We start from the raw sequence: 12,587 nt of genomic DNA, 5'->3' as shown, positions 1-12,587 counted from the left end.
GAGGTCTCACATGTCACCGCTCGGGCAGCACGACCGTCACCCTCACTCCGGCGGGTCGACAGTTCTCGATGGTGACCGATCCGTCCGCGGTGTCAACGAGAGCTGCGACGAGGGCGAGCCCGAGCCCGCTGCCGCCGTCGCGGCTGGTGCGCGCCTCGTCGGGTCGAGAGAAGCGCTCGAACGCGTGCGGCACGAACTCCTCCGGGATGCCGTGCCCAGTGTCCCGGACGCTCAGCTCGAGGGTGGAATCGTGCTGCTCGAGGAGGAGGGTGATGCGTCCGGCAGGAGGTGTTGCGGCGATCGCATTCGCGCCGAGATTGTCGAGGATCCGCGAGAACGCGCTCACCGAGAGCGGGTAGGGCGCGTCGGCGCGCTCGATCGCGGTATCGAGCTCGATGTCGGGGCCGGTGCCGCCGGTGATCGTCCTCAGCCGGTCGACGGAGTCCATCAGCTCGGTCTCCAGCTCGCTCGCCGTCGCGCGCGCGGTGACGGGCGGGGCGGCGTCCAGCCGGGAGAGCTCCAGGAGGTTCGTCGCCAGGCGGGACAGGCGGGCGAGGGACCCCTCGGCGGCGCGGATCTCTTCTTCGAGGGCGTCCGCGTCGCCGAAGTGCCGGTGCGCGAGTTCGAGCTGGGTGATGACGACTGCCAGCGGCGTGCGGATCTCGTGGCTTGCCGCGGACACCATCTGCCGCTCCCGATCGGCGGTGTCCCGCGTCCGAGCGATGAACGCGTTCAACGTCTCCGCCAGATCCGACAGCTCATCAGTCGCCGGGCCTACGGGAAGCTCGCCGCCGTGCCGGTCGCCGAGCGACGCGGCGGTGCGGCGCATCCGCTCGACCGGACGCAGGGCGGCGCCGGTGAGCAGCCATGCGGCGAGGGCGGACAGGATCACGAGGGCCGCGGCGCTGACGAGCAGCGTCCGGTCCAGGGCCGCGACGGTCAGGTCGCTGCCGGCGCCGCTGCGAGCCGCCCACAGCTCCCACGTGCCCGCACTCGTGTCCAGGGTCCGGGAGACGATCGTGAACCGGACGTCCTCGTCGGTCATCACCGTCGAGGTGCCGTCGCTGCCGGTGCTGCGCTCCAGAACCTCGTGGACGTCGTGCGGCATCGTATCGACGGGGACCGCTCCGCCGGGAGCGCGCGCGAAGATCAGGATCCCCTCGGCCGGAGGGTCGGGGGTCTCGGTCGGGTCCGATCCCAGATCGGCGAGATACGGGGCGAGGTCGCCCTCGGCGAGGGTCACCTCGGACGCGACGACGATGCTGCGGAACTGCCCGTGCAGCACGAGGGTGATCACGCCGACCCCGATCAGCGCGACGAGGAGGCTGCCGAGGGTGATCCGGGAGCGGATCGACAGGGAGCGCAGCAGCCTCACTCGGCGCGCTCCAGCCGGTATCCGGCGCCGCGGACGGTCGTGATCCGGAGGCCTGTGTCGGCGAGGGCGAGCTTCTTGCGGAGGTAGCTGACGTACTGATCCACGAGGGTCGGCTCGAACGTCTCCGTAGACCCCCACACTTCGGCGAGGATCTCCGTCCGGGTCAGTACCTCATCGAGATGCACGGCGAAGAAGCGCAGCAGCGTGAGCTCCTTGACACTCAGCGCGAAGGGACGCTCTCGGACCGTCGCGCGCACGGACAGGGCATCCAGGCGCAGCGCTCCGATCTGGACCACTGGCTGCGGGCCGCTGGCTCGGCGCCGGATCTGTGCGCGGATCCGGGCGCTCAGCTCGCCGAAGTGGAACGGCTTGGTGACGTAGTCGTCGGCGCCCGAGTCCAGCCCGAAGATCCGGTCCTCGACGGCGTCCCGCGCCGTGATCAGCACGACCGGGACGGTGCTGCCCGACTCCCGCATCCGTCGGCAGACCTCGAACCCGGTCATCCCTGGCAGCATCACGTCGACGACGGCGACATCGACGTCTCCCGCGGTGAAGGCGATCAGCGCGTCGACGCCGTTGTCGACGAGCTGCACGTCGTAGCCGTCCTCCCGCAGTCCCCGCTCGACGAGGGCACCCATCTGCGGGTCGTCCTCGACGACGAGGATCCGGGACATCAGACTGCGCCGGACGTGCCGAGCAGCAGGCCGATCAGGAACGTCGCCGCGAGGGCCAGAGCGCCGCCGACGACGATGCGGATCATCGGGCGCAGAGCCGGGCTGCCGCCGACCCGTGCGCTGATGTATCCGGTCGCGGCGAGGGCGATCAGCACCACGGCGAAGGTCACCGGAACCCTCCAGTCCGGCGGAGGGAGCAGGATCGCCAGCAGCGGCAGCACGGCTCCCAGGAGGAACGCCAGCGCCGAGGCGCCGGCGGCGGCGAGCGGGCTGGCGACCGCTTCCTCGTTCAATCCGAGCTCCGCTTCCAGATGTGCGGTCAGAGCGTCGTTCTCGGTCAGCTCGCGGGCGACCTGATGCGCTGTCTCCGGGGTCAGGCCACGCGCTCGATAGAGCCAGGCGAGTTCTTCGAGCTCCCCGTCGGGATCCTCGGCCAGCTCGACCCGCTCCTTCGCGATCAGTGCGCGCTGGCTGTCGCTCTGGCTGCTCACCGACACGTACTCGCCGAGCGCCATCGAGATCGCACCGCCGACGACCCCTGCGACGCCCGCCGTCAGGATCGGTGCCGTGGCGGTCGTCGCTCCGGCGACACCCACGACGAGAGCGGCGACCGAGACGATGCCGTCGTTCGCGCCGAGCACGCCCGCTCGCAACCAGTTCAGCCGCCCTGAAATCGCGCTGTCGTGCGGTTCCGCGCGGGGCGAGGAGGGCTGAGGCGTGAATGGGGTCGACATGAGGGCCATGCAAGCACCCACCCCTCGGAAGCGCTAGCCAGAAAAGCCTGCCCAATCCCGTCGGTGCTGCCCCGGCTGAGAAGAGACGCAGGGAAGAGGCAGAGCCCAGCGCCGGCCGGGAGCTACGGTGCCAGCACATCCCGGACCGAAGGAATCACCATGCCGCTCATCCGCATCGACCTGATCGAGGGCCGCTCCGACCAGCAGATCACCGCACTCGGTGACGCGCTGATGCGCACCCTCGTCGAGGTGTACGGCCTCCCGGAGCGTGACCGCTTCCAGATCGTCACCGAGCACAAGCCCGGCCGGCTCACCGCCCTGGACGTCGGACTCGGTATCGAGCGGTCCGAGCAGATCGTCATCATCCAGATCTTCACCCAGGCCGGCCGCAGCACCGGGGAGAAGCAGGCGTTCTTCGCCGCCCTCGCCGCCGCGCTCGAGGAGGTCGGCGTCGACAGCGCCGACCTCGTCATCGGCTTCGTCGAGAACACCGCAGCCGACTGGTCCTTCGGCTACGGCCGAGCGCAGTATGTCACCGGCGAGCTCGCAGCGCCCGGCAGCGCTTGACGACGAGGTCCGGAGGAGGAGCGCCGCCGGCGACACAAGGATCGTTCACTGGTCGGAGTCGATCAGCCTGCTAAGCGTCCCATCCCGAGAGGCTGCCCTGGAGGTCGTAGTCGCTTGACGATGTGAGCCCGTCGTGGTCATCACGGCCGACATCGGCCGGGTCGACGTGTTCCAGGAAAACTGGCGTGCTCGGTGTGATCAGCGCCCAGACGCGGTGCTGCTGCAGGCCAGGGATCTCGATCATGCCGCCGCCTACGCGGGCAGCCTCCTCGATCGCACGTTCGAGCTCTCCGAGGTTCGTCTCGCCGGCGAGGTAGAAGTGGCGGGTGCCGATAGTCAGTTCAAGTGGTCGCATGAGTCCCCTCGTTCTGCCGCTCACGTCACAGTAGGCGCTGAACTCGGCTTCTCAGCAGGGTCTCGCCTAAGCAGAGTGCGCGTAAGACGAAGAGGGTCTCCAGATCGTTGCCCCGTAAGGGGATCGTTCACAGACACATCGAGGGACTGGCGACGTTCGTCCGTGCAGTCTGAGACGAAACCGTGCTCTGAGGGCATTCACTACTGAGGGGGTGATGTCGGATGGTCGGTGCTACTGAGGTGACGCTGGTGGATCGTCTTCGCGGTGGTGACCCTTCGGCGCTGGATGCTCTCTTCCGGATGCACGGCCGCGCGCTCTACCGCGCCGCGGGAAGCTTCCTCGCGGACGCCGGTCATGCCGAGGACGTCGTGCAGGAGAGCTTCTTCCTGCTCTGGCAGCGCCGCTCGGGCGTGCGCATCGTGGGGGAGTCGGTGCTGCCCTGGCTGCTGGTCACGGTACGCAACCTCAGCTTCTCGACCAATCGCCGCGAGCAGCGCCGACGCCACCTGCCCCTCTCCGACGACACCGCCTCTCGCGGCGTCGACGCGGAGGCGAGCGAGCGGCTGCTGGACGTGCGACGTCTGGTCGAGCAGATGAGCGCGACGGACCGTGCGATCTGGACGGCGTGCATCGAGGACGACCTCAGCTACAGCGATGCCGCGCGTTCCCTCGGCCTGTCCCACGGGACGGTCCGCAATCGCCTCTCGCGGGCACGGGCTTCGGTGACGAGAGCCCTGACGGAACGGACAGAGGACCATGGACAGTCGTGACCTGAGCGATGAGCAGCTCGAGCGCATCAGCGCACGCCTCGCGGACCGAATCCGCCGCCGCCGACGTCTTCGCCAGGCCGCGGCGGTGACGCTCGCCGGCATCGCCGGCGCCGTCCTCAGCGCGGCAGTCCTCACGGCGGTGACGACGGAGCGCGGCACTCCGGTCGCAGCGCCCGTCACCTGCTGGGAACAGGACGGGCAGGGCGTTGCCCTGTCGGGCGAGATCCAGACGCCCGCGAAGCAGTCCACTGCGTCGCTCGCAGCGGCGTGCGCTGCGCTCACGGGGACCGACGCAGACGGGACTGACGCAGCCTTGTTCTCCCTCGCAGGAACTCAGGTGTGCCAGGAGGGCGGCCGGATCGAGATCTTCACGGGACTGACCACCGCGGTCGACTGCACCAATCCGCCCGCGACGCAGACCGGAGTGGACCAGTGACCGTCAGGCGGGCGAGAGTCCTCCCCCTCATAATCCTCTGCCTCTCCGCGGCGCTCCTCGTCAGTGGATGCGCGACGAGCGCCGGCAGCCCCGGTTCCCCACCGACGACGCAGATACCCGGCGAGCTGCTCAGCGCCGAGGACGCGACCAGGTCCGTCTACGAGACCACCTCGGTCATCGGCGATCAAGGATCAGGCGGATGGCTGCTCGATCACCCCGTCAGCCTTCGCATCATCGGCATCGACGGCCGGTCGAAGCTCAGCGTCGACGGGCCGTGCAACACGCTGGCCTACGACCTCCAGTCCGCGGGGCTGCAGACGTCCGTGTGGGTCGTCAGCGGGGGCCCCGCGACGACCTACGTCGGCTGCCTCGCCGCCGCTGGCGAACGAGAGCAGTGGCTGATGGACGTCCTGGGTGCCGAGGACGTCAGCCTCACCCAGACCTCCACGACGATGCGCATCCGCTCCGGCCCCGTCACCATCGACGCCACCGCCAGCACGACCCCCATCTCCACCGAGACGCCTGCCGAACCATCGGAGGCGACGGAGGCCCTGACACCCACCGTTCCGACAGAGGGTCCGCCGGGCACCCCCATCGCCACCGCCGCCTCTGAGGGACCGATCATCGACGTCCAGCAGCTGACGAACTCGGCGCTCGACCTGGCCAACGGCACCGGAAGACTCCTCTCGACGCTCAGTGCGGAGGAGAAGAAGCAGTACCCGATCTACGCGGTCGGAACCACGTACGAGGAGCTCGCCGCTTATGACCCCGCTCTCGCGGATCACTACTGGGTCGCACCGGACGAGCCGGTGTGGGCGCTGACCGTGCACGCGCCCGCGGAGAGAACGGACGCGCCCTATGGCTTCGACCTCCATCGGGTGGACGTCTTCACCGCCGTCTACGACGGGATCAGCGGAGAGCTCCTGACGTCACAGGGCGATGTCGACCTCGCGTCTCTCGGTGCGCCCGGCGAGCTGATCACCGCCGGATAGATCCTTAGTTACCGTCCGTATGGGAATCCCCAAACGGGACGCCAGAGGCGATGCGGATGAGGCGAAGCGCGCGATTGCTTGGTGGCGCGCTCGCTACGCTCACGTGATGGTCGGCCTCTCGCAGTGGCGCCGGCGAGCTGACGCTCGCCGTTCGCGCCGCGCCCGGTTCCGGGTTCTGCTCGCTGAGGTTTGTGGTGAGTGCTCGCACCCCTGGGTGGAGCACCTCGCGGACGCCGGCCTGGTCGGCATCCCCGTGTGCTCGGAGTGCGTCTACGAGCTCGAGCATGGGTTCAGTAGCGGACCGATTTGTCACCGACCGGTTCCGATCGATGTGTTGAGTCGCGCTGATGCCGCTGCGGCGGCGGCAGGGCAGGGCGGCAGTGATCAATTGGTCGGAGGAGGCCAGATTCGGGTCGCAAAAGAAGACCTTGACGCCTCATGTCAGCGTCCGGCGAGAGTGGTCAGCAGGTCCTGGATGCTCGTCTTCTCGACAACCGGGTCGGGGCTGCCGGCGCGGACGGAGGAGAGAACGGGGTCGATCTGCTGGTCGACGTAGGTCCAGGTCTGGCAGTTCGCGGCGCTCAGTGCGGGCTCCGCGTCGTCCCAGGCGGTCTCGAGGTCGGTGGCTCGGGCTTTCGCGCCGGCCTGGTCGCCGCTGGTGACGAGGGCGAGGGTGTCGGCGGTGATCGTCTGGAAGTTCTGCACGTCGGCGGTCGGGAAGTCGGTCTGCACCGACGCCTCTGCGTCGGCTGCGGACAGTGTTCCCGACGTGTCGCAGGCCGGGGCCGCGCCTTCGGGTGCAGGGGTGGTGTGCGGCTGGCTGTTGGTGAAGGCGAGCAGTCCGACGACGGCGACGGCGAGGACCGCGAACGCGACGAGCGAGCGTCGCTCCCGAGCGACGGGCGGGGTGTGGTGCTCGGCCGTGCCCTTGTCGACGTCGGCCTTGCTGAGGGAGAGGTACACGACCGTTGCGAGGATCGCGAGCAGGAAGACGATGCTGGTGACGAAGGTGCCGAGCCCGAGGCCCTGCTCGTCGGGGGAGAGGCCGAGCCAGTCGCCGATGTTGGCGCCGAGGGGGCGGGTGAGGATGTAGGCGATCCAGAACGCGAGGACGGGGTTCGCTCCGTAGCGCCAGAGGCCCGTGACGATGGCGATCAGGGCGAGGGGCAGGAGGATCGAGACGCCGGGGCCCCAGCCGGTGAGCTCGAGGGTCCAGTCGCCGAGGGCGGTGCCGAGCGCGAAGGTGACCAGGACGGTGACCCAATAGAACGCCTCCCGCGGGGTGGTGTCGATGCTGTGGATCGAGAGGGTGCGCTCCTTCGAATACCAGACGCCGAACACGATCACGAGCAGCAGCGAGAAGACGAGGGAGCTGGCCCAGAGAGGCACTCCGAGCTGGTCGGTGAGGATGTCGGTGAGCAGGGTGCCGGTGACGCTCATCACCACGACAGTCAGCCAGTACGCGGCGGGCACGTAGCGTCGCAGCCGCATCTGCACGGCGAGCACGACCGCGGTGACGATGATGAAGATCACAGCCGTCGCGATGAGGCCGACGCCGAGGACCATGTTGATCCAGTCGGCGAAGCTCTCACCGACCGTGGTGCAGAGGATCTTGATTATCCAGAACCAGATCGTGACCTCGGGGACCTTGCTGAGCAGCCGCCGGCCGCGGGACGGTGCTGCCGTCGTTGAGATGTCCATGCCCGCAGAGTCCCAGCCGGGACGTGGGCGGCGGCTCGGGATGCGCCGTGCTGCGTTGTGTTTGCTCACAACGACCCGAAGCTCCGCGGTTCGACCAGGTCGGTACCGAGCCGATGGGCTCAGGTTCTGTGCTTTCACAACGGATGCGGGGGAATCCTCCGCACCCGGAGCCCGCGCATTCGTAGCGTGGACTCCTCCGGCGTGCTGCGCGCCGAGCGAGGAGGACGGCACTGATGCCGAACAGCGGACCCCCGGCCGATGGTGCGATCGCCTATCGGGCGGCGCGACGCTGGCCGCTGATCTCGGCGGGCCTCGCGGTGCTGCTCACGGGACTTCTGGCCGCGCTGATCTTCTACCGCGAGCACGACAAGCCGTTCGGGTTCGACACCGCCTGGATGAACGAGATCATCGAGCACCGGTCCACGTTCTGGCTGGTCCCGTCGCTGGTGATGAACAGCCTCGGCGGCGGGATCCTCGGGACGATCGTGATTCCTCTGGTCGTCTTCGCGGCGCTGCTGCTCTGGCGCGGTCGCTGGGCTGCGACGTACTTCGCGATCGCCGCGCCGCTCAGCGGGCTGCTGGTGCAGATCCTCAAGAACGCGGTCGGGCGTCCACGGCCGCTGGAGATCCTCGTGAACGCCGACTTCGGCTCCTTCCCCTCCGGACACAGCGCGAACGCGGCCACGACCGCGGTGGTCCTCGCGATCGTCTTCCCCCTGTGGTGGGTCCGGATCGCCGGTGCCCTCTACACGGTGGCGATGATGCTCAGCCGCACCTACCTCGGTGCGCACTGGATCTCCGACACCGTCGGCGGGCTGCTCCTGGGCGCCGGGGTGGCGTTGATCGTCTGGGCGCCGCTCGCGGTCAGGCTGCACACCGAACGTGCTGCATCACCGTCGTTCCGTTGGCGGCGCTTCTCCGGGCACCGTCCGACCAGATGACGGCGGAAGGCAGCGGGCAGCGCTGCCGGTGAGCGGGTCGCTGTGCGCTTGTTCAACGGACCCGGCGAAGACCCCAGCCCCGGGTGCCGCAGATTGCCCGACCATGGCGGCATGACGCATCTCACCGATCAGCGCCGCCCTCCGCTCCCTCGGATCCGCTCCCGCCTCCTCGCCGGCCGCTACGCCGCCTCGACGGTGCCCGAGGCGACGGCGCTGTTCTGGGTCCTCAAGGTGCTGACGACGGGGATGGGCGAGACGGCGTCGGACTTCCTCGCGACCGCGTTCGACCCGGTGATCGTGGTCGGCGCGACAGGGCTCGCGTTCCTCGCGGCCCTCGCGCTGCAGTTCGCGGCCCGCCGGTACATCCCGTGGGTGTACTGGACGGCGGTGCTGATGGTGAGCGTCTTCGGCACGATGGCCGCCGACGTGCTGCACGTGGTCGCCGGAGTCCCGTACCTCGTCTCGACTCTCGGGTTCGCGGTGGCGCTCGCCGCGGTCTTCGCCCTGTGGTGGCGGGCGGAGCGGACGCTGTCGATCCACTCGATAACGACGCCGCGCCGCGCCGCGTTCTACTGGCTCGCCGTCTCCGGGACCTTCGCGCTCGGCACGGCCGCGGGCGATCTGACCGCGTCGACGCTCGGGTTCGGCTACCTGCCGTCCGCGGTCCTGTTCGCGGCGGTCATCGCGGTGCCGGCGCTCGCGCACCGGTTCACGGGGCGGAACGCGGTCCTCGCGTTCTGGGCCGCCTACGTCGTCACGCGACCGCTCGGCGCCTCGGTCTGCGACTGGCTCGCGGATCCGGTCGACCGGAAGGGCCTGGGCCTGGGCACCGGCCCGGTCACGCTCGCGGCCCTCGCGGTGTTCATGCTGCTGGTAGCGGTGATCGCGCTCCGCCGACCGCGCCCGACCCGTTGAGCGCGGCGCTCAGGCGTCGCGGCCAGCGCGGTTCTTCTGCCGCCAGTACGTGAGGGCGATGCCGGCGAGGCTGATCACGACGATGCCGACGAGGACGATGTCGATGTACTTCCCCACGAAGTCCGCGACGCCGGGGATCTGCCCGAGGAAGAAGCCGAGGAGGATCACGCCGGTGGACCAGACGGCCGCGCCGAGGGCGTTGAAGCCGACGAAGTGGCCGTAGTGCATCTTCCCGACGCCCGCGGCGACGGGGGCGAAGGTGCGCACGACCGGCACGAAGCGGGCGATGGTGACCGCCCAGCCGCCGAACCGGTCGAAGAACGACTGGGTGCGGGCGACGCTCGAGCGGCTGAAGAGCCCGCTGTCCTTGCGCTCGAAGATCCGCGGCCCGCTCGCGCGGCCGATGACGAACCCGAGCTGGTCGCCGAGGAACGCGGCGGCGGCGACCATCAGGATCACCAGCGGCACCGGCAGGGAGATCACGCCGGTCGCGACGAAGACACCGGTGAAGAAGAGGAGGGTGTCACCGGGGAGGAAGAACCCGATCAGCAGGCCCGTCTCGACGAAGGCGATCAGGCAGACCAGGGCGATCGCCCAGGGGCCGGCGCCGTCGAGGAGGGATTGGGGGTCGATCATCGGTTCTCCTTGCGAGAGGTCGGGTGGGGCTGCGTCGCGGGGATGCGGACGTCGACACCGAGGCCGTGGGGGGCGAGGTTGCGGAGTCGGAGCTCGCCGCCGGCGGCGCGGCTGAGACCGGCGACGATCGCGAGCCCGAGGCCGGCGCCGCCGTCGCGGGAGCGGGCGGCATCCGGGCGGGTGAAACGGTCAGTCGCGACCGCGAGGAACGCGTCAGGAACGCCCGGGCCGTCGTCGTCGACGGAGAGGACGATCTCTTCGGCGCGCTCGACGAGGGTCGCGCTGACGCTGCCGCCGTCGGGCGTCGCAGTGACGGCGTTCGCGAGCAGGTTGTCCAGGATCCGGCCGAAATCGGTCGGGGAGATCGGGTACCGGGCGGCGACGATCGAGGCGGGGGCGACGAAGTCGATCGCGAGGTCCCGCTCGCGGGCGAGCATCCGGGCGCGGTCGACGCTGTCGGCTACCTCCTCCCGCAGAGCCGCCGAGGAGGCGTCGCCGGTAGCGATGCCCGCGTCGATCCTCGACAGGATCAGCAGCCCGTCCGTCAGGGACTGCAGGCGGTCGATCGAGCGGCGCGCGTCGACGACATCGGCGTAGAGAGCCGCCGGATCGTCACGGACCCGCTCAGCGAGCTCGAGCCGGGTGCGCAGCGCGGCGAGCGGGGTGCGCAGCTCGTGGCTCGCGTCGGCGACGAGCCGCCGCTCCCGGTCCGCCGACTCCCGCAGGTCCGCGATCAGCGCGTTCAGGGTCGAGGCGAGGTCGGAGAGCTCGTCGCGGGCGGGCCCGACCGGGAGCAGCTCGGTGGAGCGTCCCTGGCGCAGCAGGTCGGCGATCGCGCGCATCCTGCCGACGGGGCGCAGCGCGAGGCCGACCAGGACCCAGGACGTCACAGCGAACGCGACGAACAGGATCGCGAGGGCGATCAGGAGCGTCGTGCTGACGCCGCCGACGACGGCCTCGGCGGTGTCGCGGCTCTCCTCGATCAGCGCCTGCGACGCTCCCGAGCGGACCAGCTCGATCGTGGAGGCATCGAGGATGTGATCGAGCTGCTCGCGCACGACGACCGCGACGATCCCGAAGAACAGCATCGCGACCAGCAGGCTCGACACCGTGATCCGCACCCGGATCGACAGGGACCGCCACCTCACGGCGTCACCCCGAGGCGATAGCCCGCACCCCGTCGGGTGAGGATCTCGACCGACGCCCCGCCCGCGGCCAGCTTGCGGCGGAGGTAGCTGATGTACTGCTCCGCGATGTTGTGGTCCACGAACTCCGCCGACCCCCACACCTCGAGCAGGATCTCCTCCCGCGGCACGAAGTCCCCGGCGCGCGCCGCGAGCGCGCGGAGGACGCCGAACTCCTTGGGGCTCAGAGGCAGGACGGCGCCGTCGACCGTCGCGGCGTGCGCGTAGGGGTCGACGCGCAGATTTCCCAGCACGACCGGTGCCCGGTTCGTGAGGTGCTCTCTGCGGATCATCGCTCGGAGGCGGGCGGAGAGCTCCTCGAAGTGGAACGGTTTCGCGAGGTAGTCGTCGGCGCCCGCGTCGAGGCCGAACACGCGGTCCTGCAGGGTGTCGCGGGCGGTGAGCAGGATCACCGGGAGCGTGGCACCGCTCGCGCGCAGGTGCCGGCAGATCTCGAAGCCACTCATCCCCGGGAGCATCACGTCGAGGATCGCCGCGGAGTAGTCCGCTTCGCGCGCCGAATTGAGCGCGTCGACCCCGTTCGAGAACAGGTCGACGTCGTAGCCGTCGCCGGTGAGGCCCCGCTTGATGAGCTCGCCCATCTCGACGTCGTCTTCGACGACCATCACCGCGTCACGCATCCAGGCCTCCTACGGTCATGCTCGCACCCGTGGCGCGGCGGAACCGGCCTACTCCGCGGAGATATGCGGCTTCTCAGCGGTACGCACTGCATACAAAGGCAGCACGTGCGGCCCGATGGAGCAGCACGCCCCTGGTGCGCACACGATCTCGGACGCGGGCACCGACATGGACGCCGACCTCCGGTCGACGCGGTGCTGTGCGCTATGCGCATTTTTGCCTGGAAGCCTTCGGCAACGTACGGGCCTGCGGCGTCCACGCAAGCCGCTGCGCGGCCGGCTCCTCCGAGGTTGTCGACACGCGGTCGCTGCGCTCCCTCACATCGCGCCGACAACCTCTCCTCCACCGCCCTCCGGGTTGCGCTCCCACCTTCGACCCTGCTCGGCACTACGTGCCTTCCAGGCAAAAAACGCTGGGAGAGAAGGAAGAACGACCGAGCCAGACCACCCCCGCTGGCTTGACAAACCTGATTGAGAATCCTTACCCAGACCGGACACACCGACGCCGCCGAGAAGTGGGCCGAGCTGCACGCCTGGTCCCCGGTCAACGACGAGCACGACCCGCACCGTGGCGACCGGTGGGACGACTGATGCTCACCGTCTAATCGAAACCGTCGTGCGTGCAGTGCACCATGACCTACCGGGTGCTCGAGAAGAAGGGCATCGAGT

14 protein-coding genes are annotated in these 12,587 nt (G+C 69.6%); 6 read left to right on the top strand and 8 right to left on the bottom strand.

Annotated features, from left to right (window positions below; all coding sequences use genetic code 11):
* Positions 1 to 13: 13 nt before the first annotated feature.
* Genes C5C63_RS10190 through C5C63_RS10180 form a run of 3 tightly spaced genes read right to left on the bottom strand, consistent with a single transcriptional unit; the run spans position 14 to position 2,783 of the window.
* Complete coding sequence (locus C5C63_RS10190; protein WP_104226517.1) at positions 14 to 1,375, bottom strand: cell wall metabolism sensor histidine kinase WalK; 1,362 nt, start codon at positions 1,373 to 1,375, stop codon at positions 14 to 16.
* Positions 1,372 to 2,049 (bottom strand): response regulator transcription factor, encoded by a 678-nt coding sequence (locus C5C63_RS10185; RefSeq protein ID WP_104226516.1) that lies wholly within the window; start codon positions 2,047 to 2,049, stop codon positions 1,372 to 1,374. The genes C5C63_RS10190 and C5C63_RS10185 overlap by 4 nt, the downstream gene beginning before the upstream one ends.
* Positions 2,049 to 2,783 (bottom strand): VIT1/CCC1 transporter family protein, encoded by a 735-nt coding sequence (locus tag C5C63_RS10180; RefSeq protein ID WP_258063407.1) that lies wholly within the window; start codon positions 2,781 to 2,783, stop codon positions 2,049 to 2,051. Before C5C63_RS10180 ends, C5C63_RS10185 begins: the two co-directional genes overlap by 1 nt.
* Before the next feature lie 159 nt (positions 2,784 to 2,942).
* Here C5C63_RS10180 and C5C63_RS10175 point away from each other — a divergent pair, with 159 nt between their 5' ends.
* Positions 2,943 to 3,350, top strand: a complete 408-nt coding sequence (locus tag C5C63_RS10175; protein WP_104325996.1) for a tautomerase family protein — start codon at positions 2,943 to 2,945, stop codon at positions 3,348 to 3,350.
* A gap of 70 nt (positions 3,351 to 3,420) precedes the next feature.
* Here C5C63_RS10175 and C5C63_RS10170 read toward each other — a convergent pair whose 3' ends face one another.
* Entirely contained in the window at positions 3,421 to 3,705 is a 285-nt protein-coding gene (locus C5C63_RS10170; RefSeq protein ID WP_104325995.1) for a hypothetical protein, read from the bottom strand.
* A gap of 239 nt (positions 3,706 to 3,944) precedes the next feature.
* On the opposite strand from C5C63_RS10170, the gene C5C63_RS10165 reads away from it, so the two are divergent.
* Genes C5C63_RS10165 through C5C63_RS17025 form a run of 3 tightly spaced genes read left to right on the top strand, consistent with a single transcriptional unit; the run spans position 3,945 to position 5,903 of the window.
* Entirely contained in the window at positions 3,945 to 4,475 is a 531-nt protein-coding gene (locus C5C63_RS10165) for an RNA polymerase sigma factor (RefSeq protein ID WP_181110593.1), read from the top strand.
* On the top strand, positions 4,462 to 4,911 hold the full coding sequence (locus C5C63_RS10160) for a hypothetical protein (protein ID WP_104257594.1): 450 nt from the start codon (positions 4,462 to 4,464) through the stop codon (positions 4,909 to 4,911). The genes C5C63_RS10165 and C5C63_RS10160 overlap by 14 nt, the downstream gene beginning before the upstream one ends.
* Entirely contained in the window at positions 4,908 to 5,903 is a 996-nt protein-coding gene (locus tag C5C63_RS17025) for a hypothetical protein (RefSeq protein ID WP_104325993.1), read from the top strand. Before C5C63_RS10160 ends, C5C63_RS17025 begins: the two co-directional genes overlap by 4 nt.
* Positions 5,904 to 6,344: 441 nt before the next feature.
* Here C5C63_RS17025 and C5C63_RS10150 read toward each other — a convergent pair whose 3' ends face one another.
* Positions 6,345 to 7,604 (bottom strand): hypothetical protein, encoded by a 1,260-nt coding sequence (locus tag C5C63_RS10150; RefSeq protein WP_104325992.1) that lies wholly within the window; start codon positions 7,602 to 7,604, stop codon positions 6,345 to 6,347.
* A gap of 233 nt (positions 7,605 to 7,837) precedes the next feature.
* Between C5C63_RS10150 and C5C63_RS10145 the strand changes: the two genes are divergently transcribed.
* Positions 7,838 to 8,545, top strand: a complete 708-nt coding sequence (locus tag C5C63_RS10145; protein ID WP_104325991.1) for a phosphatase PAP2 family protein — start codon at positions 7,838 to 7,840, stop codon at positions 8,543 to 8,545.
* Between the two features lie 111 nt (positions 8,546 to 8,656).
* Complete coding sequence (locus tag C5C63_RS10140) at positions 8,657 to 9,460, top strand: hypothetical protein (RefSeq protein ID WP_104250830.1); 804 nt, start codon at positions 8,657 to 8,659, stop codon at positions 9,458 to 9,460.
* A 9-nt stretch (positions 9,461 to 9,469) separates the two neighbouring features.
* On the opposite strand, the gene C5C63_RS10135 is transcribed toward C5C63_RS10140, so the two are convergent.
* The 3 genes from C5C63_RS10135 to C5C63_RS10125 are packed head-to-tail and all read right to left on the bottom strand — an operon-like array spanning position 9,470 to position 11,921.
* Positions 9,470 to 10,096: a DedA family protein gene (locus C5C63_RS10135; RefSeq protein WP_104250829.1), complete on the bottom strand. Its 627-nt coding sequence runs from the start codon at positions 10,094 to 10,096 to the stop codon at positions 9,470 to 9,472.
* On the bottom strand, positions 10,093 to 11,244 hold the full coding sequence (locus tag C5C63_RS10130; protein ID WP_146086377.1) for a HAMP domain-containing sensor histidine kinase: 1,152 nt from the start codon (positions 11,242 to 11,244) through the stop codon (positions 10,093 to 10,095). Before C5C63_RS10130 ends, C5C63_RS10135 begins: the two co-directional genes overlap by 4 nt.
* Complete coding sequence (locus tag C5C63_RS10125) at positions 11,241 to 11,921, bottom strand: response regulator transcription factor (protein WP_104325989.1); 681 nt, start codon at positions 11,919 to 11,921, stop codon at positions 11,241 to 11,243. Before C5C63_RS10125 ends, C5C63_RS10130 begins: the two co-directional genes overlap by 4 nt.
* Positions 11,922 to 12,587: the final 666 nt, after the last annotated feature.

It is taken from the genome of Rathayibacter sp. AY1B8, from assembly GCF_002932775.1.
Taxonomy (GTDB): Bacteria; Actinomycetota; Actinomycetes; order Actinomycetales; family Microbacteriaceae; genus Rathayibacter.
The sequence above is the reverse complement of the archived record's forward strand: the minus strand, read 5'-3'. Positions and strand labels throughout refer to the sequence as shown.

Excerpts from the sequence above, each read along its gene's own strand:
- C5C63_RS10185 (WP_104226516.1), bottom strand. The coding sequence starts at position 2,049 with ATGTCCCGGATCCTCGTCGTCGAGGACGACCCGCAGATGGGTGCCCTC.
- C5C63_RS10180 (WP_258063407.1), bottom strand. The coding sequence starts at position 2,783 with ATGTCGACCCCATTCACGCCTCAGCCCTCCTCGCCCCGCGCGGAACCG.
- C5C63_RS10175 (WP_104325996.1), top strand. The coding sequence starts at position 2,943 with ATGCCGCTCATCCGCATCGACCTGATCGAGGGCCGCTCCGACCAGCAG.
- C5C63_RS10170 (WP_104325995.1), bottom strand. The coding sequence starts at position 3,705 with ATGCGACCACTTGAACTGACTATCGGCACCCGCCACTTCTACCTCGCC.
- C5C63_RS10160 (WP_104257594.1), top strand. The coding sequence starts at position 4,462 with ATGGACAGTCGTGACCTGAGCGATGAGCAGCTCGAGCGCATCAGCGCA.
- C5C63_RS10150 (WP_104325992.1), bottom strand. The coding sequence starts at position 7,604 with ATGGACATCTCAACGACGGCAGCACCGTCCCGCGGCCGGCGGCTGCTC.
- C5C63_RS10145 (WP_104325991.1), top strand. The coding sequence starts at position 7,838 with ATGCCGAACAGCGGACCCCCGGCCGATGGTGCGATCGCCTATCGGGCG.
- C5C63_RS10140 (WP_104250830.1), top strand. The coding sequence starts at position 8,657 with ATGACGCATCTCACCGATCAGCGCCGCCCTCCGCTCCCTCGGATCCGC.
- C5C63_RS10135 (WP_104250829.1), bottom strand. The coding sequence starts at position 10,096 with ATGATCGACCCCCAATCCCTCCTCGACGGCGCCGGCCCCTGGGCGATC.
- C5C63_RS10125 (WP_104325989.1), bottom strand. The coding sequence starts at position 11,921 with ATGCGTGACGCGGTGATGGTCGTCGAAGACGACGTCGAGATGGGCGAG.